Here is a 20,877-nt window from a genome sequence, read left to right on the forward strand (position 1 = left end):
GCATTTGACGGCGCTCTATCCGGTGCTCAGTGATTACCCCGGCAACTCTACGATCCGCGAGTAGGCGTTGAGCATGCCGAGCGCATTGGCAAAGGTCTCCGAGGGGTTTTCCTTCACGATATAGCCCGCGACATTCTTGCTATAGGCGGATTGCACGTCCGTGGGCATATCGGAGGTGGTAAAGACAAAAACCACCATCCGTTCCAACGCCGGATCGGCCCGGACAACTTCTAAGAACTCAAGCCCGCCCATACGCGGCATATTGAGGTCAAGTGTGACGATATAGGGCGGCAATCGACCATGCCGCTTCACCTCCTCCGCTAAAAATTCGAGCGCATGTTGCCCGTCGTGACAAACCGCCGTTTCATTGACGATCTTCAACTTGCGCATCGCCCGTTGCATGGCCATCACGCTGACTTTGTCATCGTCTACGATAAGAAACTTCGCGGGCGTCGTTTTCATCCAATTTTCCTTTTCGGCTTGGGTCACGCCGCCGCCGCCACGGGCAGATTGCGGTGTGCACGTGGTGCCAATGGAAGCTCCACAACAAAGGTCGACCCGCGCTCTTTGTTGGGGTCGGAGGACAGCGTGACCTTGCCTTTTTGGTGGGTGGCGAGCTTGCTTACGATGGCGAGGCCCAAGCCGCTCCCCTCAACCTCATCACGCGGTTTAAGTGTTTGAAACAGCTCAAATATCTTTGCTTGGTGCCGAAGCTCTATTCCAGGCCCGTCATCGCGGACGCTTAGAACAACACGGTCCTGCTTTACCTCGGCGTTAACATGGATGATGCCATGACCCCGGTCATGGTGTTTGATTGCATTTGAGATCAGGTTGCCCAAAATCTGCTGCAACGGCGTAAGTTGTAAATCGATGACTTGATTTGTCCCGGCAAAGCTAATTTTGAACCGACCCTCGGTGTCGGTATAGCGGGCAAGGTCTGCCACCAATCGCGCAAGGTGCACCGGCTCTGGCGCAGGTTGGTCCTGTCCCGCCCGGGCGTAGTCCAAAAGATCGTTCAGAAGGCGGTTAAGCCGATCAATCCGTTGTTGTGACATAAGCAAATAGCTTCGGCTTTCCGCACTCAGCGCATTTTCCTCATCCTCTAGTACCCAAAGGCTTAATTCATGCACCGCACGGAGGGGAGAGCGCAGGTCGTGGGCGGCCACATAGGCGAATTTCTCGAGCTCGATGTTCGAGCGCCGCAACTCTTCCGCAGTTGTGCGGAACACAACTAATGCACGTGCCATCTCTCCTAGTTCATCCTGCCCTCGCACGGTGACGGGGTGATCAAGGTCACCCCGAGCGATAGCCGTGACGGAATCGGTCAACCGATTGATGCGACGGTTGAACTGCCGCTCAACAACAAAGCCGTTGGTAAGGGCAATCACGAGAAGCGCGCTTCCAACGGTGAGGCCAACGGTCCATATAACCCGATAGATGGTGTCGCGCAGCTCATCGGTCGCGAGGTCCACTCGCCGTAAAGTGTTCTGAGTCAGATCGGAGGATATGTCGGAAATCCCCACGATCATGGGCAGGTGTTCGGCTTGCAGCGTTTGAACGCTTTCGTGAAACCGCAGACGTGCCGCTGAATGCGCGAAGAAGCCCTTTTCGGGATCAAGCAGCACGTCGCGCAGCGCGTCAATTTGGCGGGCCAGCGTCCGTCTACTGGCTGCTTCATGAATGCGCGGCAATCGGGTTATGGCATCTTGGAAATGTTCTTCGACAAGGAGCCGCGCGCGCTCGGGTTGAAGAAGTTGGTTCTGTAGCCCTTGTGAATTGATGATGTTAATAAGCGTGTCGAGGCTTAGCCGAATGTCATTCAGATTAATTGCGCTCAACAGCGTCTCGGGAAAGCCTGAAGGGCGATTTGCTGGGGCAACATCGTCGGACGCAGAGCTTTCAGAGGCTTCGCTTAACAGGGCCTCAGTTTGCTGTGAAAGCCGGTAGGCCAAATCATCGATAGTCGTATGATTCTGTTCTTGAATTTGCTCGACAAGATCAAGCGTTGTGAGGATCTGGCCCTCGGCGCGCCGCATTTCTAGAAGGCTGAAAACTGTCGCATCAGATGCACGCCGTGCCATATGTAGCCGCCCCTCCAGCCGCGCTGCCAACGGGAGCGCAATTTCCATTGTCTTCAGATTTTCTAAAAGCTCCAAAGTTTCGTCGATTTTTGTTGTGATGTCTTTTGCGAGCGTCTCCGGCGACACGGAGGTATCTAATTGATTAAGCTGCTCAATCGAGAGGAATACACCGTTCAAGGACCGCTCAATTTGTTGGGAAATGGCCAACGTAGGAAGCGCCGTTTCGCTTAAATGAGCGTGACTAACCAGCACAGACCTCATCTGACCCGTAGCTGCCCATCCCGCCACGCCAATGATGGCCGCCACGAGAAGGAGCGCTGCCCTTAGGCGGGAGCTGATACGACTGCCGAGAAACTGCAGCAGCGGCCATGGGGGATGCATCGAAACCATGCTGACTGAATAGCTGGGACCAATTAACGCAATGTTAATCGCCACGGACCTAAAACCGGGTTCAGAGCGAGAGGGGGCATGCCCCAGCCGCTGATTGGAGGATTGCAGTGTGTTAGAAGGGCGCAGGTTGACAAGGCGAAGGTTTTCTATCGGCCTGGGAGCGGGCCTCAGCACGCTTATCGCCGGTCCGGTATTCGGGGAGACAATTGATATGAAGGTGACCGCGCAAGCCCGTGGTTTGGCTGGAAATGTTAGAACGCTCTCTGTGCTGCTTCCGGAAGGATCGCGTGCCAATCTTGAACCGGTCGCAGCGGTGTTTACGAAGCGAACCGGGGTGAAAGTCGACCTTCAAGAGGTGCATGTCGATCAGATCAACGCGGAACTTATGCTAAATAGTGTACTTGGTGGGGCGAAATATGACGTTGCCTTGCCCGCGACCTTTGGGGTGGCAGACCTCGTTGCCGCCGGGGCGATTCATGCGTTGGATGACTACGCCGCACGCTATGAGCCGCCGGGATTTCGCGGTCCTATGCTCTACCAAGAGGGGGATAGGTTTGACGGTCAGACCTATGGTTTCCAAACAGATGGCGACGCCTATGTGATGTTCTACCACCGCGAAATACTTCACGATCCGGATGAGCAGGCCCGCTATGCGGATCGTTTTGGTTATTCTCTCGCCATGCCAAAGACTTGGGGGGAACTGGATCGGCAGATACGGTTCTTTCATGCGCCGGAAACTGGTCGATATGGCGGGTTGTTGTTTCGCACCCCGGGGTATCTGGCGTGGGAGTGGTGGGTTCGATTTCACGCCAAAGGGTTCTGGCCGTTGTCCCCCGATATGACACCACAAATTGCTGAAGACCCGGGTGTGGCAGCGTTGGAAGAATTGATTGCGATTACGGACAGCCTCGTCTCCGATACTTCTAACCTCGGGCTATTCGAAAACTGGGAGCGATACGCGAAGGGCGATGTCTATTGCAATATTGGCTGGGGAGGGACGCAGAAATATCTGAATTCTGCTCGGTCGCCAATGAGGGGGCGGATGATTTACGGCCCGACGCCCGGTGGGAAAGTTGGGGGGGAACTCCTTGCAACACCCTATTTCAACTGGGGGTGGAGCTATGTCGTCAGCGCAACATCGACGCAGAAGGAACTCGCCTATTTATTTGCTCTTTTCGCGGTCACACCTGAGATGTCGACACTGGCCGTTCGGCAGCCAGAGGGCTTTTTTGACCCTTACCGAAAGGAACACTATAGCGATCCGGGCGTTGAAGATGCTTATTCAAAATCGTTTCTCAAGGTGCATCGCGCGTCGCTTGACGGGGCAATTCCAGATTTCTACCTGAAAGGGCAATCTGAGTATTTTCAGGCTTTAGGAAGAGGCTTGGATCGGGCGCTGCAGGGCGAGGTTGCGCCGAAAATGGCCCTGAGCCGTGTGGCGCAGCAGTGGCAGCTTATCACCAGCCGAGCGGGGCGCGAGAAGCAGATACAACGTTGGGCGCGGCTTCGCCAAAAGTATCCGCCGAATGCGCGCCGTTTGCTGCGGGATATCGCGTAATGGCAGCCTTATTCTTCGATCCGGCAGGTGCGGGGCTCTGTCCAACGGTCATGCGTAGGGCGTTAGTGATATGACTCATCCCCAGCTAGATTCGTCCCTCGACTTTGAAATAACTTTGAGGAAACAGCCAAATACGGCGCCGGACGCAGAGGAGTTTATCCATTTGGTAAGCCATGATCTGCGCGGTTCAATCCGCGCGTTATTGGAGCTGCCAGAATGGATTGCAGAGGATATCGAGGAGTCTGGGCTTGAGGTAAGTCCTTCGGTGCATAGTTCCGTCGCTTTGATGAAACGGCATACGCAGCGTTTGGATCGGATGCTGTTCGATCTTTTGCAGTATTCCCGTGCAGGAAAGATGGCGAATATCCGAGAGGTTAGTCTCCAAGAGACATTCGATGCTGTGATAAAGGAGATTGGGCCGACCAGTGGTTTTCGGATCGATCATAGCTTTGGTTGCGGCTCATTTCTAATCGATGAAGGAGACCTTCACACGCTCCTTTCGGCATTGATTGAGAACGCGATCAAGCATCATGACAAGTTTTCAGGAAGGGTCGCGGTGGCGGCATGGCGCGAAGGGTCTGCCCTGATGGTGACCGTTTCAGACGATGGGCCGGGGATTCATCCGCGATTTCACGAGCGTGTTTTCAAGCCGATGACCACGTTGCGATCCCGGGACGAGGTGGAAGGCTCCGGGCTTGGGCTGGCTTTGGTTCAAAAGATCGCCGGGAATTATGGCGGACATGCCCGTTTGATTTCGACCGGTGCCGAACGCGGTACGTCGGTAGAGGTGCGTTTGGAGGGGGCAATATAGGCAGTGCAACATGAAACTCGAATGCCCCTGGCAAAGGCATCTGGCTTCACCTGTCGGGATGATGCGCTGTTTGTACCGCCTCACCCGATCGCGCTGGTCAAATTGAGGGGGTTTGTCATCACGACCCAGTTAAATTGCTATGGAGAAGAAACTCGGCGCTTGGCGCAGACGGGTCGGGAGGCTAAGCGAATGGTCATGCAGCTTTTCCTACTCTCCGCTCTCACCATGTGCGCTTTTGCGGCAAACTCCATTTTGACGCGGATGGCGGTAGACGGAGGGCATATTGATCCTGCTGGCTTTGCGCTTGTTCGCGTCGCCGCAGGTGCTCTGGTTTTGGGGGTCATGGTGGCGCTACGGGGCGGGCGGCTGCCGCTCTTGCGACGCAATAGGATCGGCGGCGCCGTGAGCCTTGCCGTCTATATGATTGGTTTCAGCCTCGCGTATCTGACGTTGGATGCCGGGCTCGGCGCGCTTATTCTTTTTGGTGTCGTGCAGATTACCATGTTTACCTACGCCGCGATGATCGGCGCGGCCCCCACCGCACGGCAAATCACAGGCGCCGCGGCGGCCTTTGCCGGATTGGTGCTTGTTCTTTGGCCGGATGGCCAGGGTTCAACAGATTTCATGGGCGCTGGGTTGATGGTCGCCGCGGGGATGGGCTGGGCCGCCTATACGATCATTGGCCGCACATCGGGCGATCCATTGGCAGCGACTTCGGCGAACTTCCTGCTTTGCCTGCCTTTCATGCTTATCCTGCCCGCTTTGGCAGGGACGCATTTCAGTATAGCGGGGCTTCTATTGGGCGTGCTTTGCGGTGGGGTAACTTCCGGCCTTGGATACGCATTGTGGTATGCAGTGCTGGCCCGGATCGACGGAGGCACGGCGGCAGTGGCGCAGCTTAGCGTGCCGATCATCGCCATTCTTGCTGGCGCGCTGCTTTTGGATGAACCGCTGAACCTCACGCTGCTTATCGCAACGGCGTTGGTTTTGGGCGGGATTGCTTGGGCGATCAGCGCAAGATCGGCTCCAACGGATCGTAGGTGATCGCCGCCTCCTCCGGACCAAAGGCGACCCCGCCGAGGCTGTCGGGCTTGTGTGGAATCTGCGCCAATTCGGATTTGGTGACCCATTGATGTCGGGTGACGATGGCTTCGTGATCCTTCCAGTCTGACGCGATCTGGGCGGGGCCGAGGATATGGCACCTAAAATAGATATCCACCTGATGAAAATCGCCACCGGGTTCGTGGAATTCGTTGACCAGACAGGGCGCACCGACAGAGATTGTCAGACCCGTCTCTTCGAAAACCTCGCGGCGCAGGTTGTCGGGCAGGGAGGCGCCGGCCTCTACTCCACCGCCGGGGGCGCACATCAAACCCAGCCGATTATCGGCATAGGCATTGACCAGCAGCAGGCGGTCCTCGTGCAACAAGACAGCGCGGGCGGCCAATCGGGGGCAGGGGCGGGGCATCGGCATACTTTCGTCAGGTAACGCGCCAAGACCATTTCACAGTCCCGCCAATCAGTCTATCTGGAGGGCATGATGAAACCTCTCACCTTGCTGATCGCCGCGATTTGGCTGGCGATTCCTTTGCCCGCGGCGGCTGAAACGGCGGCGGGCCGCTGTGTTGTATTGCTGCATGGGCTGGCCCGAACCGAGATGTCTTTCGCCGTTATGGAAGCCGCCTTGGCCGCCGAAGGGTACCGCGTGGTGCGCCCCGGCTATCCCTCGACCGAGGCTAATATCGCCGAGTTGACCAAGCAGACCCTGCCGCAGGCGATTGCCGCTTGTGGCACCGCGCAGATTGATTTCGTGACCCATTCCATGGGCGGTATTCTGGTGCGCAAATGGGTGGCAGAGGCTGGCGCCGATCGTGTCGGCCGCGTGGTGATGCTGGGGCCACCCAATCACGGCAGCGAAGTGGTCGACGAATTGGTCGAGAACCCCGCCTTTGAGTGGTTGAATGGCCCGGCCGGGGCCGAGATCGGCACCGGGGATGGGGCGCTCCCGAACCAATTGCCGCCTGTGCCGTTTGAGTTGGGCGTGATCGCGGGGTCACAGTCTCTAAACCCTTATTTCTCAAGCCTTTTGCCGGGTCCGGATGACGGGAAGGTTTCGGTCGCGTCGACCCGAGTGGCGGGGATGAAAGAGCATATCGTCTTGCCCGTGACCCATACTTTCATGATGAACAACCCGCGCGTTATCGCGCAGACCATGGCGTTTTTGAAAACCGGCAGTTTTGACCGGTCGATGACCTTTATCGATGGTGTATTGAATGCGATCGGCTGCCCCGAAGGCGGGTGCCTGCCGGGGTTGGGAGGGGACGATGCCAAACCTTGACCTGATAAACGCAGAGGTCCTGCATCCTGAAGGGCTTAGCCGCGCGCCGCTGTCTTTTGCCGAGGGGGTGATTAATGACCGCCGGGTGGGGCGGAGCGTTGATTTAACTGGCTTCCAAGTGCTGCCGGGGATTGTCGATCTGCATGGCGATGCGTTCGAGCGGCATCTGGCACCGCGCCGCGGAGCGATGAAGCAGCTCTCCGAAGGGCTGGTCGCTGCAGAGGCGGAACTGGCGGCCAATGGCATGACCACGGCGGTTTTGGCCCAGTTCGTCAGCTGGGAGGGCGGCCTGCGGGGGCTGGAATTTGCCGATCAGGTCTTTAGCGGCATCCGCGACACGGCGCCGGAATTGGTCACTGATATCCGCCCGCAGTTGCGGTTTGAGACCCATATGCTCGACCTCTACGACAGTCTGCCGCGGCGTATGGCGGAGTGGGGCGTGGGCTATGTGGTGTTCAACGATCACCTGCCGCATGACCGCTTGGCGGCGGGTAAGATGCCGAAACGGCTGGTGGGGCAGGCGCTGAAGGCCGGGCGTAGCCCCGAGAGCCATCTGGCGCAGATGCAGCAGATGCACGCCCGGCGCGATGAGGTGCCAGCGGCCTTGGATCGACTGTGCGCAGAACTGGCGCAGCGCGGGGTCAAAATGGGCAGCCATGATGATCAGACCGCCGAGGGGCGCGACCTGTGGCGGGCGCGGGGTGTGACACTGGCAGAATTCCCCGAAACGCAGGAGGCCGCCGAGGCCGCGCATGTGGCGGGCGATGCGGTGATCATGGGCGCGCCCAATGTGGTGCGCGGCGGGTCGCATAACGGCAATCTGTCGGCGCTGGACCTGATCAGCATGGGGCTGTGCCACGCCTTGGCGTCAGACTACCATTACCCTTCGCCGCGCCGTGCCGCCCTCATGCTGGCGCAAAGCGGGCTGCTCGACCTTGCGGGGGCTTGGGCGCTGGTCTCGTCCGGACCGGCGCAGGTGTTGGGGCTTGCCGATCGTGGCACGCTGGCGCCGGGCAAGCGTGCCGATATCGTTGTGTTGGACAAGGCCACGGGCCGCGTCGCCGCCACTTTCGTGGCGGGGCGGGTAAGCTTCATGTCCGGCGCGGCAGCGGAGCGTTTCGTCGCCTGATCTCAGGCGCGGATGATCTGATTCACATGGCCCATCTTGCGGCCCGGCTTCACCTCGGCCTTGCCGTAGAGGTGCAGCGCGGTGTCGCGCGCGCGGGCAAGCTCTGGCACGCGGTCCATATCGTCGCCGATGAGGTTGGTCATCACCACATCGGCAAAGCGTTGCCCATCGCCCAAGGGCCACCCGGCCACGGCGCGGATGTGCTGCTCGAACTGGTCGATGGCACAGCCGTTCTGGGTCCAATGGCCCGAGTTATGCACCCGCGGCGCTATCTCATTCACGATCAGCCCCTGCGGCGTGACGAAAAGCTCAACCCCCATGACGCCGACATACTCAAGCGCGTTAAGCACCCGACCGGCGAGCAAGACCGCATCGGTGCGCTGCGCGTTGCTGATCTTTGCCGGGACGGTGGTGGTGTGCAGGATGCCATCGCGGTGGACGTTCTCACCGGGATCGAAACAGGCGACTTCACCCGTGGCGCTGCGCGCGGCGATGACGGAAATCTCGGCGCTAAAGTTCACGAACCCTTCGAGCACTGAAGGCGCGCCGTTCATCTCAGCCCAAGCGGTGTCGAGATCGGCATCGTCTTTCAGCCGCGCTTGGCCTTTGCCGTCATAGCCGAAACGCCGGGTCTTGAGGATCGCGGGCGTCCCGATCTGCGCCACGGCGGCTTTCAACGTGGGGGCATCGGTCACATCGGCAAAAGGCGCCACCCGCAGGCCGAGGTCACCGAGGAAGGTCTTCTCGGTCAGCCGGTCTTGGGAAATGCGCAGGGCTTCGCGGCCCGGACGGAGCGGAGTGATTGCCTCCACCACGTCGAGCGCCTCGGTCGGGATGTTCTCGAACTCGAAAGTAACGATGTCACAGACGCGGGCGAAAGCCTCTAGCGCGCTGTGGTCGTCATAGCCTGCGGTGGTCACCGCATGGGCCACATCGGCGGCGGGCGGGTTGGCGCCCGGCTCAAAGATATGGGTGCGAAAGCCAAGCCGCGCGGCGGCGACCGAGAGCATGCGTCCCAGTTGACCGCCGCCCAGAATGCCGATGGTGGCGCCGGTTTGCAGGGGCTCAGTCATGCGGCACCTCGGGGATCGAGGCGCTAAGCGCGTCGCGCCAATCGTCCAACCGCTTGGCCAGTCCCGCATCTTGCAAGGCAAGGATGCCCGCCGCCATCAAAGCCGCATTGGCCGCGCCTGCGGCACCGATGGCCATGGTCGCGACCGGAAAGCCGCGCGGCATCTGCAGGATGGAATAGAGCGAATCCACACCCGACAGCGCTTTGGTTTGCACCGGCACGCCGATCACCGGCACACGGGTTTTGGAGGCCATCATGCCCGGCAAATGCGCCGCACCGCCAGCGCCTGCGATAATCACTTGCAGGCCACGGTCGACGGCCGTTTTGCCATAGTCCCACAGCCGGTCGGGCGTGCGATGCGCAGACACGATGCGCGCCTCAAAGGGGATGTTAAGCTCTTCCAGCAGGGTTGCTGCTTCGCGCATGGTGGCCCAGTCGGACTGGGACCCCATGATGATGCCAACCGGGGGCGTGGTCATTGCGCAGGGCCTTCTCTTGGTGGATCAGAGCGCGCACTATACCCATCCCGGCCCATGTGGCAACGATGATTGCCGCGGGCAACAGAGATCAAGGTTTAGGCGATGATATCGGGGGTCAGGCGGTCTTCGATCTGGGCGATAAGATCCTTGAGCCGCAGCTTGCGCTTTTTCAGCCGTTGCAGGGTCAGTTGATCGCCCGTGCCGCGTTCGACCAGCGCATGGATGGCGTCGTCTAGATCGCGATGTTCCCGTCGGAAGACCTCAAGTTCAACACGCAGCACTTCGTCCGTTTTCATCGACAGATCGGTAGGGGCATTCATGGGTAGGTGATTCCGTTGGGCAGCTGAACCTTGAATATAAGCGCTTGAGATCATTTGGCATAGCCCTTGCGCAGGCAAGAAAGCCCCCCCATATTCAATGCAACGGGCTGCCGGTTGCGGGGCCTGTGAAACACTGTCGCTTGACCTGATAAGGACGTGTCGCATGACGAAATTAACGCTTGCCTCTTACCCACATATGCTTGGGTTTGAACAATTGGAACGGGTGCTTGAACGCAGCGCCAAAGCCGGAAACGAAGGTTATCCGCCGTTCAATATCGAACAAACATCTGACTACAGCTACCGGATCACACTTGCCGTGGCTGGTTTTTCGGAACAGGATCTGTCGATAACAGTTGAGGATAGACAGCTCGTGATCCGTGGGCGTCAGTCTGACGATGGCGAAGATCGGGTGTTTTTGCACCGTGGGATCGCCGCGCGACAATTTCAGCGCTCGTTCGTTCTGGCCGATGGGGTCGATGTGGGCGAAGCCGTTATGGAGAATGGTCTGCTGCATGTCGACCTGACCCGTGCCAAGCCTGAAACGGTGGTTCAAACCATCAAGATCAAGAAGGGGTAACATCATGCAAGACGCAATCACCCACGGAAATGACCGTATGGTCTATGTCAAAACCATCGCTGTCGCCGATCTGCCGCGCGAAGTGCGCGACCAGGCGGAAGGGCTTGAGCTTCTTTATGCGGTCCATGACGCCGAAGGGCAGCAGCTGGCGCTGGTGGGCGATCAAAAACTCGCCTTCTCACTGGCACGAGAGCACGACTACCGCCCGGTCATGGTGCATTGACGCCGACGTTCATCACGATACGCTAAGCCCGATGCAAGGCCGCAGTCCGCTGCGGCCTTTTGTTATTGGGAGCGGGCGTATGGATTTCGATTTCGACTGGGTGGATGCTTTCACCGATCAGGTCTTTGGCGGCAACGGCTGTGCCGTGGTGCATGGCGGGGCGGTGCTGCCTGATGCCATTTGCACGGCCTATGTGCGTGAGACATCTTTGGTAGAATGCACCTTTACAGGGCCGTCCGAGATCGCTGACTTCAAGGTGAAATACTACCTCGCCAGCCGCGAGATACCCTTTGCCGGCCATCCAACCATCGCCACCGTCGCGGCCCTGCGCCATCGCGGGCTGATCGGTGATGGGCCGCTGCGGTTGGAGACCGGCGCGGGGATCGTGGAGGTAGAGGTCCGCGGCGCCCAGATCGCAATGACCCAGATTGCGCCGGTTTTTGGGGCCGAAGTGCCTGTTGATCTCGTCGCAGACGTGGGCGGGTTGGAGCCGGGCGATATCATCGGGCAGCCGCAGGTGGTCTCTACCGGGCTGCCCTTTTGCATCACGGTCTTGCGCAGCCGCGCGGCCCTGGAAGGGCTGAAGCTCGACCCCCGCGCGCTGGCGGATTACAACGCCCATCTGGGGCAAGACAGCGATATGATGGAGCCTTTTTGGGTCACACTCGACGGCGCAACTGCGGCGGGCGACACCTATGCGCGGCTGCTATTGGCCCCGCCGAGCCCCGCCGAAGACCCTTTCACCGGATCGGCGACAGGCGCAATGGCGGCCTATCTCTGGGCGCGGGGGCTGATCGATAGCCCCCGATTTGTCGCCGAACAGGGGCACCTCATGGGCCGTCCAGGACGGGCAGAGGTCGAAGTGCTGGGCCCGCGCGATGCGATCACGGGCGTACGCGTGGCGGGGCAGGGGCGTGTTGTGATGTCGGGGCGGGTCCTCATGCCGGAAACGGCCTGACCCAAACGCAAAACGCAGCCCCGAGGGGCTGCGTTTTCGGTTGAACTGAATCGGGGGAGGTTAACCCGCGATTAGCCCCATGTTTTCGAGCTTCAGCAACACCTGATGCGCGCAGTTGTCGACCTCGACATTCTCGGTCTCCAGCACCAGCTCGGCATTCTGCGGTACATCATAGGGGTCAGAAATGCCGGTGAACTCTTTGATCTTGCCTTCGCGCGCCAGCTTGTAGAGCCCCTTGCGATCGCGGCGTTCGCACTCTTCGATAGAGGTCGCGACATGCACCTCTACGAAGGCGCCGAAGTTCTCCACATCCTCGCGCACCGCACGGCGGGTGGTGGCATAGGGCGCGATCGGCGCACAGATGGCGATGCCGCCGTTCTTGGTGATCTCGCTTGCAACATAGCCGATGCGGCGGATGTTCAGGTCGCGGTGCTCTTTGGAGAAGCCCAGCTCGGAGGAGAGGTTTTTCCGCACGATATCGCCATCCAGCAGCGTTACAGGGCGGCCGCCCATCTCCATCAGCTTGACCATCAGCGCGTTGGCGATGGTGGATTTGCCCGAGCCGGAGAAACCAGTGAAGAAAACGGTGAAACCCTGTTTCGAGCGCGGCGGAGAGGTGCGGCGCAGTTCCTTGACGACCTCGGGGAAGGAGAACCACTCAGGAATCTCCAGCCCTTCGCGCAGGCGGCGGCGCAGCTCGGTGCCCGAGATGTTCAGGATGGTGACGCTATCCTTGTCCTCGATCTCATCCATAGCCTCATATTGGGCGCGTTCCTGCACCCAGACCATATGTTTGAAATCGACCATTTCGATGCCCATTTCCTCCTGATGCGCACGGAACAGGTCCTGCGCGTCATAGGGGCCATAGAAATCTTCACCCGCGGAGTTCTTACCGGGGCCAGCGTGGTCGCGGCCCACGATGAAATGGGTGCAGCCGTGGTTCTTGCGGATCAGCCCGTGCCAGACGGCCTCACGCGGGCCAGCCATGCGCATGGCGAGGTTCAAGAGGCTCATCGAGGTGGTGGCGGCAGGGTATTTGTCGAGCACGGCCTCATAGCAGCGCACGCGGGTGAAGTGATCCACGTCGCCGGGTTTGGTCATGCCGACCACGGGGTGGATCAGTAGGTTGGCCTGCGCCTCACGGGCGGCACGGAAGGTGAGTTCCTGGTGCGCGCGGTGCAGCGGGTTGCGGGTTTGGAAGGCCACGACGCGGCGCCAGCCCAGCTTGCGGAAATAGGCGCGCAATTCGTTGGGCGTGTCGCGGCGCGCGCGGAAATCATAGTGCACGGGCTGCTGGATGCCGGTCACCGGACCGCCAAGATAGACGTTGCCGGCTTGATTGTGCAGATAGTTCACCGCCGGATGCGCAACGTCATCCGCGCCAAAGACCTTCTCGGCCTCCCGTGCCTTATTTGGGGTCCAACGGTCGGTGATGGTCATCGTCGCAAGGATCACGCCCTCTTGGTCGCGCAGGGCGATGTCCTGACCGAGTTCTAGCTTTTCGGCGAAGGCTTCGCTGACGTCGAGGTTGATCGGCATCGGCCAGAGGCTGCCATCCGCCAGACGCATGTTCTCAACCACGCCGTCATAGTCTTCCTCGGACAGGAAACCTTTGAGCGGATTGAAACCGCCGTTCATCAAAAGCTCCAGATCGCAAATCTGACGCGGGGTGAGATCAAGGCTCACCAGATTGCCGGCTTCGATCTTCAGTTTCTGCGCAGACTCGTAAGAGACATAGAGTTCGGAAATAGGGGCGAGGTTGTTTTGCATCATAACTATCACTTTTCGCAACAAGAAAGGGGGCGGATCCCGGTGGGGCCGCCTTAGCGCCTGAAGGCTAGGAAAGTCTATAGCACTTTAGAATAAGGGGCCAGAAGGGTCGGAAGTCCCCTAGAAAGTCCGATTTGCAGTAAAGACATGGGGAGAGCGAAACAGAGAAAGAATTCTGTCCGCCCTCCCATGCACTGACTTAAACGTCTTCCTTCACTTCGGCCCCATAGCCAAGCGGAAGGGAGGTGTCTTTTCCCTCATCATCGCCCACTTCGGCCAGAAAACGCTCAGCTTCCAGCGCGGCCATGCAGCCCATGCCGGCGCTTGTCACCGCCTGGCGATACTTATGATCCGTCAGATCGCCCGCGGCAAAGACGCCGGGAATGGAGGTTTCGGTGCTGTCCGGTTTGGTCACGACATAGCCGCCCATGTGGGTTTCCAAGGTGTCCTTAACCAGTTCATTCGAGGGCGCGTGACCGATGGCCACAAAGACACCTTTGGCCGGGATATCAGTGATTTCGCCGGTCTTAACGTGTTTAACCTTCACGCCTTCGACGCCCAGCGGGCTGTCGGTGCCATAGACTTCCTCAAGCTCGTGGAACCACAGCGGCTCGATCTTGGGGTTCTTCATCAGCCGGTCGATCAGGATTTTCTCTGCGCGCAGCTCATCACGGCGGTGGATCAACGTGACCTTGGAGGCGAAGTTGGTCAGGAACAGCGCCTCTTCCACGGCGGTGTTGCCGCCGCCGATCACCACAATCTCTTGGCCCCGGTAGAAGAACCCGTCACAGGTGGCGCAGGCCGAGACGCCGAACCCTTTGAACTTTTCCTCGCTCTCCAGCCCCAGCCATTTGGCCCGCGCCCCGGTGGCAAGGATCACAGCGTCGGCGACATAGGTCGTGCCGCTGTCGCCCTTGGCGTGGAACGGACGGCTGGACAGGTCGAGATCGGTGATGATGTCGCCGATGATCTCGGTGCCCATTGCCTTGGCGTGGTCCTGCATGCGGATCATCAGGTCGGGGCCTTGGACCTCGCTGTCGCCGGGCCAGTTCTCGACCTCGGTGGTGGTGGTCAACTGGCCGCCGGGCTCGATCCCTTGAACGAGGATCGGCTCCAACATGGCGCGGCTCGCGTAGACCCCGGCGGTATAGCCCGCAGGGCCGGAGCCGATGATCAGTACCTTGGTTTTACGTGTCTCGGCCATCTGGCGCCCCCGGGCTGTCATTGATATTGCCCGCCTCATATAGCGATAGCAGGGAAGCCGTTAAACCCCCACCGTCACCGCCCTGCCATTACGCTTGCGTGAGCAGGCGGCCGGTTCGGCTCGATGGGTGAGACAAAGAATATTGCGCCTGTGTGAAACTTTATTGCGCGTACCACGCAGGATGCTATAAGAATCGAAAATTCACTGAGGATGATATGGCGGGTACACGACTAGATCCGATCGACCGGATGATCTTGGCCGAATTGCAATCGGATGGCCGGATGACGAATGTCGAACTGGCCAAGCGCGTGGGCATCTCTGCGCCGCCCTGTTTGCGTCGGGTCCGCACCTTGGAAGAACAAGGCTACATCAAAGGCTATCACGCCGATGTGGATGCGCGCGAACTGGGCTTTGAGGTGCAGGTTTTCGCCATGGTCGGACTTGCCAGTCAGGCCGAGGCCGATCTGAGCGCTTTTGAAGAGAAATGTCGCGGTTGGCCGCTGGTGCGCGAGTGCCATATGCTCAACGGTGAGGTTGACTTCATCCTGAAATGCGTGGCGCCGGACCTGTCGAGCTTTCAAAGCTTCCTCACGGGGCAATTGCTGACGACGCCGAATGTGGAAAGCGTAAAGACGAGCCTTGTGATCCGTGGGGCCAAGGACGATCCCGGCGTGCCCTTCGACGTGCTGGAAGCGCGGCTGTCGACCGCGCCCTGAATCAGTCCTTTGGACTGTCTTCAGTGGTTTCAGGCGCGCGGGGATGGGCGAGGGGGCCGAAATCCGTCGCTTGCGCGATCTGCGGAAACATTGACAAAAACCGATCCCGAAGGCTGGGCGCGGCGTCGCGCAGAGCTTGCGCACCGGGGTGAAAAGTCTCCATCTCCAACCCGCCTGCCTTGATCGCCGCATGGCGCGACAGGCAGATATGGAACAGGCGCACCGGGGTCGGCGGGGCGACCTCAATCACGTTGACCCCATCCAAAAACGCGCGAACCGGGGTCAGCAAACGGGTGCTGCCCGCCTCTGCCCGCAGGTGAGGCGGCGTGTGTAACACCCGTGCGGCGGGACCTAGAGTGAGGAACGAGCTGGGGCGCCCCTCTCCGAAACTGTCGGGCATAATGCGGATCAGCGAAAGCCGCCGCCCGCTGTCCGCCGGGATAAAGCTGCTGGATCCGATCCAGATCAATCGCGCGGGTTCCCCCGATGAGGTGTTGATCATGTCGCCGGGCTGAAGATCCTCAATTGCGATGTCACCCTGCACCGTTTGGATCAGCGTCCCGCGGGCGAAGGCCGCAAAGGCGGATTCGAAAAGCGGCGCGGCGGGCGCAGTGTCTTGCCCGATATAAAGTGAACCATCGGTGCGCAGGGCGGCAACTTCATAGCTGCGCATCGGCGCAGGCGGCGGGACTTCAAGATCGGCGGCGGCGGTCTGTACCATGCAAAACCCCTTATCTACCCGGCGCAGCGGGGCGGAACGCGGCCCTTTTGGGCGCGGACTGATAGATAATGCGCCATGTTCTGCCGGAATTGTCAAAATATCCGGGATATTCACAGCCCATCCCGCGCCAATTTTGGCTAAAACCGCGGTATGTTTCTTGGCCCGGCTCTTGGCTGCCATATTTGCATGAAAACGCCCCCCGAGACGAATCAATGTCCCGAGGGGCGGTCATTTGTACCGGACGCTTTGGCGCCGGTACCGGGGGAAACTTTTCAGGCGGTCTTGCGGACCGGGGCGTTGCCAGCGCGCTTTGCGATAAAGGCGGCGCGGCGCGCGCCACGCGCCCATGGCATGACGGTGTCCGTCTTTGCGGCAGTCTCAACGACGGACTTGATGAAGCGCGGGTTCTTTTTCATGGCTCGGTTCCTCTTCGGTCATGCGGGCATCGTTCCATTCACTATCGCAGTGCAATCGGGCCGGTTTTTGACGATGGGTGAGAAACTTGCGCAAATTTGACGGATAGGCTGGGCGCATTGGGGCGGGGATGCCACAATCTCTAAAGTGTTTAAAATCCTACAGATACCGCCCACTCGGGAAACAATTCAGCAAATCGGGCGCAATTGCGTCCAGTCTGGCAACAGCAATGCGGCACGAACCGGGCGACCCTTGCCCCAATCTCGCCCCGTTCAGAGCGTGATGGCCGAGAGCAGGCGGCCATAGTCCGCCTCTTTGGCGTGGGTCGTGCGCCGGTAGGAATAGAATCGCGAGGCGTCGGCATAGGTGCAATGCCGCGTCCATTCCGCATGGCCCACACCCGCCGCGCGCAGACGGTTCAGGCCAAAGCCCGGCAAGTCGAAATGCAGACGGTCACCTTCGCCTTGGGCAAAGTAACGGGCAAACTCTGGGTCGGCGCTCATGAAGTTGTCAAGAAACTCTGGCCCGACCTCATAGGCGCGCTGGCTGATCGACGGGCCAATCACCGCGGTGATCTTTTCGCGCGTAGCGCCCAGATCAACCATCGCATCTACAGTCGCCTCAAGTATCCCATCAAGCGCGCCGCGCCAGCCCGCATGGGCCGCGCCGACCACACCGGCCTGCGCATCCGCAAAGAGCACGGGCTGGCAGTCAGCGGTCAGGATCGACAGGGCGATGCCGGGGGTTTTGGTCACCAGCGCATCGGCGCGGAGCTTGTCGTCGCGCGGTTCCGTCACGGTGACGACGGTGGCAGAGTGGACCTGATGCACCCCGACAAGGTGGTCGGCGGGGAGGCCCATCGCCTCGGCAGCGCGGGCGCGGTTGATGCGCACGATCTCGGACTGGTCCGAGCTGCCGCTGCCGCAGTTCAGCCCGGAAAACACCCCCGATGACGCGCCGCCACGGCGGGTGAAGAACCCGTGCCGCAGAGGGGCAAGCGCATCTGATGTGAGAATTTCGAGCGTCATACTTCTGTCCCCGGGGGTGGGGTCTGACCTTTTTGGTAGAGCCCCATTACTTTGAACAGGTTTCCCATTTCCGCCGGGTGCGTCAACCGCCGATGTGCGGCAATGTGACTGCCAAGCGCGTCACCGGTCAGGAGTTCGGCCAATTTTTGCGCGCGGGGGGTGATGCCCAAACGCTCAAGAAAAACGCCTTGGGTGACGACGCGGCTATGGGGGCAGGGGCAAGCGAGGGCGAGCGCCTCGAAATCGACATGAGCGGTCAGATCGGCGTGGCCGGGGCTGGCCAGCGGGTCGACGGGGGCGTGATTCTGCAGGGCTTGCAGGGTGTCGCCCAAGGCCCGCCAATCGCCATAGTCGACGATCAGCGCGGCGCCACCATGGGCTGCGATGCGGCTGCCGATCTGTTGCGTGATCTCTGCTGCCGGGGCGCAAAGCTCGATCAGATCGCCGTCCTTCGTATCCTCCAGCCGGTGCGTGAGGGTGGGCTGCGGGGTCGCGGGCCCAAGGCCGAAGGTTAGCGCGCCCTCTGCCGCGCCGACCCGCCGTTCCGCCCAACCCGCGCCTTGGCGGATGAACTGGCGGATCGGCAGCGCGTCGAAAAACTCGTTCGCAATCAGGAAAAGCGGTGCATCGGGCAAGTCTGCAGCGCTATCCAACCAGGTGACGTCATGGCCTTGCAGCGTCTCACGCTGCACGTCGCGCAGAGCGGGGGAGGCTTCGACCAGCGTAATCGTCGCTGCGGCCAGAAATCCCGGCACCTGCGCGCAGGCGCGCAGCATATCGGCCATCAAAGTGCCGCGCCCCGGCCCAAGCTCGGCCAATGTGAAAGGCGCAGGCGCACCTTGATCCAGCCAGCTTTGCGCCAGCGACAGGCCGATCAACTCGCCAAACATCTGACTGATCTCCGGCGCCGTTATGAAATCCCCCTCCGCGCCAAAGGGCGCGCGGGTCGTGTAATAGCCCCAGTCGGGATGAAGCAGGCAGGACTGCATATAGTCGTCCAGCCGCATCGGCCCTTCCAGTGCGATCCGCGCGAGCAGATGGTCCTTCAGGCTCATGCCTGCCGCCGCGCCCGGATGATCAGAAAGATGCCAACGGCGATCATCGGCAGTGATAGGATCTGCCCCATGGTCAGCCCCCAGCCGCCGATATGCCACGCCAGCCCCAGGGGGTTGCCGGGGGTGACGAATTGCGCATCTGGCTGGCGCAGGAACTCAACCGCGAAACGTGCCGCACCATAGCCCGCAAGGAAGGTGCCGCCGATTAGGCCGGGCATTTTCAGCGCGCCGCGTTTCCACGCCAGCCAGATCAGCACGCCGCCCAAGATCAGCCCCTCCAGCAGCGCCTCGTAGAGTTGCGAGGGGTGCCGGGCGCAGATGCCGGCCACGTCGGGGCAGAATTGCGCTGCCTCACCGGGGAAGGCCACGCCCCAAGGCAGATCGGTCGGACGACCCCAGAGCTCGGCGTTGATGAAATTCGCCAGCCGCCCCAGAAACAGCCCCGGGGCCAGCCCCAAACAGACCATATCCCCGGTTGAGATCACCGGGATGCGATGCCGCCGTGTATAGAAGAGTCCGGCCAGAATAACCCCAAGCGCCCCACCGTGGAAGGACATGCCGCCCTCCCAAAGCTGCAAGATCGCAGCGGGGTTCGACAGGTAATAGGCGGGTTGGTAAAAGAGCACATAGCCCAAGCGTCCGCCGAGGATTACGCCCAAGATCACCCAAAAGAGCAGGTCCTCGACCTGTCCGGGCTTCATGACGGGCGTGTCATTCTTCCACAGTTGCGGGCGTTTGACTGCCGCGGTGGCGATGCGCCAGCCCAGCAATATGCCCACGATATAGGCCAGCGCGTACCAGCGCAGCGCGAAGGTGGCACCAAACAGGTTAACCGAAAAGATCTCCGGCGCGATATCGGGGAAGGGGAGCATGGCTATCATGGTGCTGATTGAGCAAGGCCACGCGGGGAAGTCAACCTTGCGAGTAAGGGCTTCGCGCCCCATATAGAGGCTAACAAACCTCCGGAGGCCAGACATGCAGACCCGTAACAAGTTTTTCGATGACGTATCACAGATGATGACAAATGCGATGGGCGTCGCCCAAGGTGCCAAGGATGAGGCCGAGACTGCCATGAAGGGCATGCTCGACCGTTGGCTCGCTGATCGTGATTTTGTCACCCGCGAAGAGTTCGACGCGGTGCGTGCCATGGCGCAAAAGGCCCGCGAAGAGAACGAAGCGCTGAAAGCGCGGCTCGAGAAGCTCGAAGCAAAAGGCTGAGGCCCGAGCCTAGGCCAAATCTGATCTGCCGCCCCCAAGGTGGGGCGGGGATCCTCCGCGCCGACTAAGGCTAATTATGCCCCGGCGCAGCACCGCTCTCCAAATTGTAGACGTTTTCCGCGATTTACCCACAAGTTATTGCGGTTATCCCCTATCAATTGTGGTTATCCCCAAGAAAAACCTTGCCAGACTGTTCCGCTAGAAGCACCATATCTTGTATAGGTGATGTGAACCTACACGCCTATTTGTGCAGGCTTCCATGAATGGTGGGCCACGTCCCGCCCCGTGGAACAGATTGAGAGGTGGCGAAATGGCCCTGTCCGAGCATTACCTTGAAGAAGACGTTCACCCGATTGATATCGTTGAAAATATCGCGGCGCACCATGATTGGGAGTTCGACCGCGTGGCGGATGACCAGATCGCCATGGCTGTCGAAGGCCAATGGCGAACTTATTCGATCACGCTGGCATGGTCTGCCTATGACGAAACGCTGCGCCTGATTTGCACCTTCGAGATGGAGCCGCCTGCCGAAAAACTGCCGCAGCTTTACGAATTGTTAAACCTGGTCAACGATCAATGCTGGGCGGGGGCTTTCAGTTTCTGGCCGGATCAGCAGCTGATGGTCTACCGCTACGGCTTGGTGCTGGCCGGTGGGCAGGTCGCGGGGCCAGAGCAGATTGATACGATGATCGGTGCCGCTGTCATGAGCGCCGAACGCTACTACCCCGCGCTGCAATTGCTCGTCTGGGGCGATCAAACCCCCAAGGCCGCGATCGACGTCGCCATTGCAGAGGCTTACGGCCGGGCGTAACAAA

The 20,877-nt window shown here is 60.1% G+C and carries 24 protein-coding genes; 11 read left to right on the forward strand and 13 right to left on the reverse strand.

Annotated features, from left to right (window positions below):
* Positions 1-33 precede the first annotated feature (33 nt).
* Entirely contained in the window at positions 34-462 is a 429-nt protein-coding gene (locus J3456_RS00915) for a response regulator (RefSeq protein WP_349578509.1), read from the reverse strand.
* A gap of 23 nt (positions 463-485) precedes the next feature.
* A complete protein-coding gene (locus J3456_RS00920; protein WP_349578510.1) occupies positions 486-2,516 on the reverse strand; it encodes a sensor histidine kinase in 2,031 nt (676 codons plus the stop codon).
* 166 nt (positions 2,517-2,682) lie between these two features.
* Between J3456_RS00920 and J3456_RS00925 the strand changes: the two genes are divergently transcribed.
* The 3 genes from J3456_RS00925 to J3456_RS00935 all read left to right on the forward strand — a co-directional run bounded on the left by J3456_RS00925 (position 2,683) and on the right by J3456_RS00935 (position 5,884).
* Positions 2,683-4,029, forward strand: a complete 1,347-nt coding sequence (locus tag J3456_RS00925; RefSeq protein WP_349578511.1) for an ABC transporter substrate-binding protein — start codon at positions 2,683-2,685, stop codon at positions 4,027-4,029.
* Positions 4,030-4,099: 70 nt separating this feature from the next.
* A complete protein-coding gene (locus J3456_RS00930; RefSeq protein WP_349578512.1) occupies positions 4,100-4,840 on the forward strand; it encodes a sensor histidine kinase in 741 nt (246 codons plus the stop codon).
* A 195-nt stretch (positions 4,841-5,035) separates the two neighbouring features.
* Entirely contained in the window at positions 5,036-5,884 is an 849-nt protein-coding gene (locus tag J3456_RS00935) for a DMT family transporter (protein WP_349578513.1), read from the forward strand.
* On the opposite strand, the gene J3456_RS00940 is transcribed toward J3456_RS00935, so the two are convergent.
* Positions 5,850-6,314, reverse strand: a complete 465-nt coding sequence (locus tag J3456_RS00940) for an NUDIX domain-containing protein (protein WP_349578514.1) — start codon at positions 6,312-6,314, stop codon at positions 5,850-5,852. The genes J3456_RS00935 and J3456_RS00940 overlap by 35 nt on opposite strands.
* A 63-nt stretch (positions 6,315-6,377) precedes the next feature.
* Between J3456_RS00940 and J3456_RS00945 the strand changes: the two genes are divergently transcribed.
* Together J3456_RS00945 and J3456_RS00950 are read left to right on the forward strand one after the other, a co-directional pair.
* Positions 6,378-7,178 carry an alpha/beta fold hydrolase gene (locus tag J3456_RS00945; RefSeq protein WP_349578515.1) on the forward strand — a complete coding sequence of 267 codons (801 nt, stop codon included), beginning with the start codon at positions 6,378-6,380 and terminating at the stop codon, positions 7,176-7,178.
* Positions 7,165-8,307, forward strand: coding sequence for an alpha-D-ribose 1-methylphosphonate 5-triphosphate diphosphatase (locus tag J3456_RS00950; RefSeq protein WP_349578516.1), 1,143 nt, complete (start codon positions 7,165-7,167; stop codon positions 8,305-8,307). The genes J3456_RS00945 and J3456_RS00950 overlap by 14 nt, the downstream gene beginning before the upstream one ends.
* A 2-nt stretch (positions 8,308-8,309) precedes the next feature.
* On the opposite strand, the gene J3456_RS00955 is transcribed toward J3456_RS00950, so the two are convergent.
* The 3 genes from J3456_RS00955 to J3456_RS00965 all read right to left on the reverse strand — a co-directional run bounded on the left by J3456_RS00955 (position 8,310) and on the right by J3456_RS00965 (position 10,178).
* On the reverse strand, positions 8,310-9,380 hold the full coding sequence (locus J3456_RS00955) for a 5-(carboxyamino)imidazole ribonucleotide synthase (RefSeq protein WP_349578517.1): 1,071 nt from the start codon (positions 9,378-9,380) through the stop codon (positions 8,310-8,312).
* Positions 9,373-9,858 carry a 5-(carboxyamino)imidazole ribonucleotide mutase gene (gene purE / locus J3456_RS00960; protein ID WP_349578518.1) on the reverse strand — a complete coding sequence of 162 codons (486 nt, stop codon included), beginning with the start codon at positions 9,856-9,858 and terminating at the stop codon, positions 9,373-9,375. Before purE ends, J3456_RS00955 begins: the two co-directional genes overlap by 8 nt.
* Before the next feature lie 95 nt (positions 9,859-9,953).
* On the reverse strand, positions 9,954-10,178 hold the full coding sequence (locus tag J3456_RS00965) for a YdcH family protein (protein ID WP_067267347.1): 225 nt from the start codon (positions 10,176-10,178) through the stop codon (positions 9,954-9,956).
* Between the two features lie 163 nt (positions 10,179-10,341).
* Here J3456_RS00965 and J3456_RS00970 point away from each other — a divergent pair, with 163 nt between their 5' ends.
* The 3 genes from J3456_RS00970 (at position 10,342) to J3456_RS00980 (ending at position 11,936) form a co-directional block, all read left to right on the forward strand.
* Complete coding sequence (locus J3456_RS00970) at positions 10,342-10,755, forward strand: Hsp20 family protein (protein WP_067267324.1); 414 nt, start codon at positions 10,342-10,344, stop codon at positions 10,753-10,755.
* Between the two features lie 4 nt (positions 10,756-10,759).
* Positions 10,760-10,978: a DUF1150 family protein gene (locus J3456_RS00975; RefSeq protein WP_007119022.1), complete on the forward strand. Its 219-nt coding sequence runs from the start codon at positions 10,760-10,762 to the stop codon at positions 10,976-10,978.
* Between the two features lie 79 nt (positions 10,979-11,057).
* On the forward strand, positions 11,058-11,936 hold the full coding sequence (locus J3456_RS00980; protein WP_349578520.1) for a PhzF family phenazine biosynthesis protein: 879 nt from the start codon (positions 11,058-11,060) through the stop codon (positions 11,934-11,936).
* A 60-nt stretch (positions 11,937-11,996) separates the two neighbouring features.
* Here J3456_RS00980 and J3456_RS00985 read toward each other — a convergent pair whose 3' ends face one another.
* Both J3456_RS00985 and trxB read right to left on the reverse strand, forming a co-directional pair.
* Positions 11,997-13,709, reverse strand: a complete 1,713-nt coding sequence (locus J3456_RS00985; RefSeq protein WP_349578521.1) for a bifunctional sulfate adenylyltransferase/adenylylsulfate kinase — start codon at positions 13,707-13,709, stop codon at positions 11,997-11,999.
* Positions 13,710-13,905: 196 nt separating this feature from the next.
* Positions 13,906-14,910 (reverse strand): thioredoxin-disulfide reductase, encoded by a 1,005-nt coding sequence (gene trxB / locus J3456_RS00990; protein ID WP_067622778.1) that lies wholly within the window; start codon positions 14,908-14,910, stop codon positions 13,906-13,908.
* 215 nt (positions 14,911-15,125) lie between these two features.
* Here trxB and J3456_RS00995 point away from each other — a divergent pair, with 215 nt between their 5' ends.
* Positions 15,126-15,626: an Lrp/AsnC family transcriptional regulator gene (locus J3456_RS00995; protein ID WP_040700523.1), complete on the forward strand. Its 501-nt coding sequence runs from the start codon at positions 15,126-15,128 to the stop codon at positions 15,624-15,626.
* Between the two features lies 1 nt (position 15,627).
* Here J3456_RS00995 and J3456_RS01000 read toward each other — a convergent pair whose 3' ends face one another.
* The 5 genes from J3456_RS01000 to lgt form a co-directional block, all read right to left on the reverse strand.
* Complete coding sequence (locus J3456_RS01000; protein WP_349578522.1) at positions 15,628-16,347, reverse strand: Hint domain-containing protein; 720 nt, start codon at positions 16,345-16,347, stop codon at positions 15,628-15,630.
* Between the two features lie 272 nt (positions 16,348-16,619).
* Positions 16,620-16,763, reverse strand: coding sequence for a hypothetical protein (locus tag J3456_RS01005; RefSeq protein ID WP_162931872.1), 144 nt, complete (start codon positions 16,761-16,763; stop codon positions 16,620-16,622).
* Positions 16,764-17,033: 270 nt separating this feature from the next.
* Complete coding sequence (gene pgeF, locus J3456_RS01010; protein ID WP_349578523.1) at positions 17,034-17,789, reverse strand: peptidoglycan editing factor PgeF; 756 nt, start codon at positions 17,787-17,789, stop codon at positions 17,034-17,036.
* Positions 17,786-18,844, reverse strand: coding sequence for a class I SAM-dependent methyltransferase (locus J3456_RS01015; RefSeq protein ID WP_349578524.1), 1,059 nt, complete (start codon positions 18,842-18,844; stop codon positions 17,786-17,788). Before J3456_RS01015 ends, pgeF begins: the two co-directional genes overlap by 4 nt.
* The gene (gene lgt / locus J3456_RS01020; protein ID WP_349578525.1) at positions 18,841-19,725 is read right to left on the reverse strand and encodes a prolipoprotein diacylglyceryl transferase; all 885 of its coding nucleotides are present in this window, start codon (positions 19,723-19,725) and stop codon (positions 18,841-18,843) included. Before lgt ends, J3456_RS01015 begins: the two co-directional genes overlap by 4 nt.
* 94 nt (positions 19,726-19,819) lie before the next feature.
* Between lgt and J3456_RS01025 the strand changes: the two genes are divergently transcribed.
* Together J3456_RS01025 and J3456_RS01030 are read left to right on the forward strand one after the other, a co-directional pair.
* Positions 19,820-20,062, forward strand: coding sequence for an accessory factor UbiK family protein (locus J3456_RS01025; RefSeq protein ID WP_349578526.1), 243 nt, complete (start codon positions 19,820-19,822; stop codon positions 20,060-20,062).
* A 310-nt stretch (positions 20,063-20,372) separates the two neighbouring features.
* Positions 20,373-20,873, forward strand: coding sequence for a type III secretion system chaperone family protein (locus J3456_RS01030; protein ID WP_349578527.1), 501 nt, complete (start codon positions 20,373-20,375; stop codon positions 20,871-20,873).
* Positions 20,874-20,877: the final 4 nt, after the last annotated feature.

It is taken from the genome of Sulfitobacter sp. NFXS29 (genome assembly GCF_040148765.1).
Taxonomy (GTDB): Bacteria; Pseudomonadota; Alphaproteobacteria; order Rhodobacterales; family Rhodobacteraceae; genus Sulfitobacter.

Coding starts and splice junctions, on each gene's coding strand:
- J3456_RS00940 (WP_349578514.1), bottom strand. CDS start 6,314: ATGCCGATGCCCCGCCCCTGCCCCCGATTGGCCGCCCGCGCTGTCTTG.
- J3456_RS00925 (WP_349578511.1), top strand. CDS start 2,683: ATGAAGGTGACCGCGCAAGCCCGTGGTTTGGCTGGAAATGTTAGAACG.
- pgeF (WP_349578523.1), bottom strand. CDS start 17,789: ATGACGCTCGAAATTCTCACATCAGATGCGCTTGCCCCTCTGCGGCAC.
- lgt (WP_349578525.1), bottom strand. CDS start 19,725: ATGATAGCCATGCTCCCCTTCCCCGATATCGCGCCGGAGATCTTTTCG.
- J3456_RS00955 (WP_349578517.1), bottom strand. CDS start 9,380: ATGACTGAGCCCCTGCAAACCGGCGCCACCATCGGCATTCTGGGCGGC.
- J3456_RS01015 (WP_349578524.1), bottom strand. CDS start 18,844: ATGAGCCTGAAGGACCATCTGCTCGCGCGGATCGCACTGGAAGGGCCG.
- J3456_RS00915 (WP_349578509.1), bottom strand. CDS start 462: ATGAAAACGACGCCCGCGAAGTTTCTTATCGTAGACGATGACAAAGTC.
- J3456_RS01000 (WP_349578522.1), bottom strand. CDS start 16,347: ATGGTACAGACCGCCGCCGCCGATCTTGAAGTCCCGCCGCCTGCGCCG.
- J3456_RS01005 (WP_162931872.1), bottom strand. CDS start 16,763: ATGAAAAAGAACCCGCGCTTCATCAAGTCCGTCGTTGAGACTGCCGCA.
- J3456_RS00965 (WP_067267347.1), bottom strand. CDS start 10,178: ATGAATGCCCCTACCGATCTGTCGATGAAAACGGACGAAGTGCTGCGT.
- J3456_RS00945 (WP_349578515.1), top strand. CDS start 6,378: ATGATGAAACCTCTCACCTTGCTGATCGCCGCGATTTGGCTGGCGATT.
- J3456_RS00985 (WP_349578521.1), bottom strand. CDS start 13,709: ATGATGCAAAACAACCTCGCCCCTATTTCCGAACTCTATGTCTCTTAC.
- J3456_RS01030 (WP_349578527.1), top strand. CDS start 20,373: ATGGCCCTGTCCGAGCATTACCTTGAAGAAGACGTTCACCCGATTGAT.
- trxB (WP_067622778.1), bottom strand. CDS start 14,910: ATGGCCGAGACACGTAAAACCAAGGTACTGATCATCGGCTCCGGCCCT.
- J3456_RS01025 (WP_349578526.1), top strand. CDS start 19,820: ATGCAGACCCGTAACAAGTTTTTCGATGACGTATCACAGATGATGACA.
- J3456_RS00980 (WP_349578520.1), top strand. CDS start 11,058: ATGGATTTCGATTTCGACTGGGTGGATGCTTTCACCGATCAGGTCTTT.
- J3456_RS00930 (WP_349578512.1), top strand. CDS start 4,100: ATGACTCATCCCCAGCTAGATTCGTCCCTCGACTTTGAAATAACTTTG.
- J3456_RS00995 (WP_040700523.1), top strand. CDS start 15,126: ATGGCGGGTACACGACTAGATCCGATCGACCGGATGATCTTGGCCGAA.
- J3456_RS00935 (WP_349578513.1), top strand. CDS start 5,036: ATGCAGCTTTTCCTACTCTCCGCTCTCACCATGTGCGCTTTTGCGGCA.
- J3456_RS00970 (WP_067267324.1), top strand. CDS start 10,342: ATGACGAAATTAACGCTTGCCTCTTACCCACATATGCTTGGGTTTGAA.
- J3456_RS00975 (WP_007119022.1), top strand. CDS start 10,760: ATGCAAGACGCAATCACCCACGGAAATGACCGTATGGTCTATGTCAAA.
- purE (WP_349578518.1), bottom strand. CDS start 9,858: ATGACCACGCCCCCGGTTGGCATCATCATGGGGTCCCAGTCCGACTGG.
- J3456_RS00950 (WP_349578516.1), top strand. CDS start 7,165: ATGCCAAACCTTGACCTGATAAACGCAGAGGTCCTGCATCCTGAAGGG.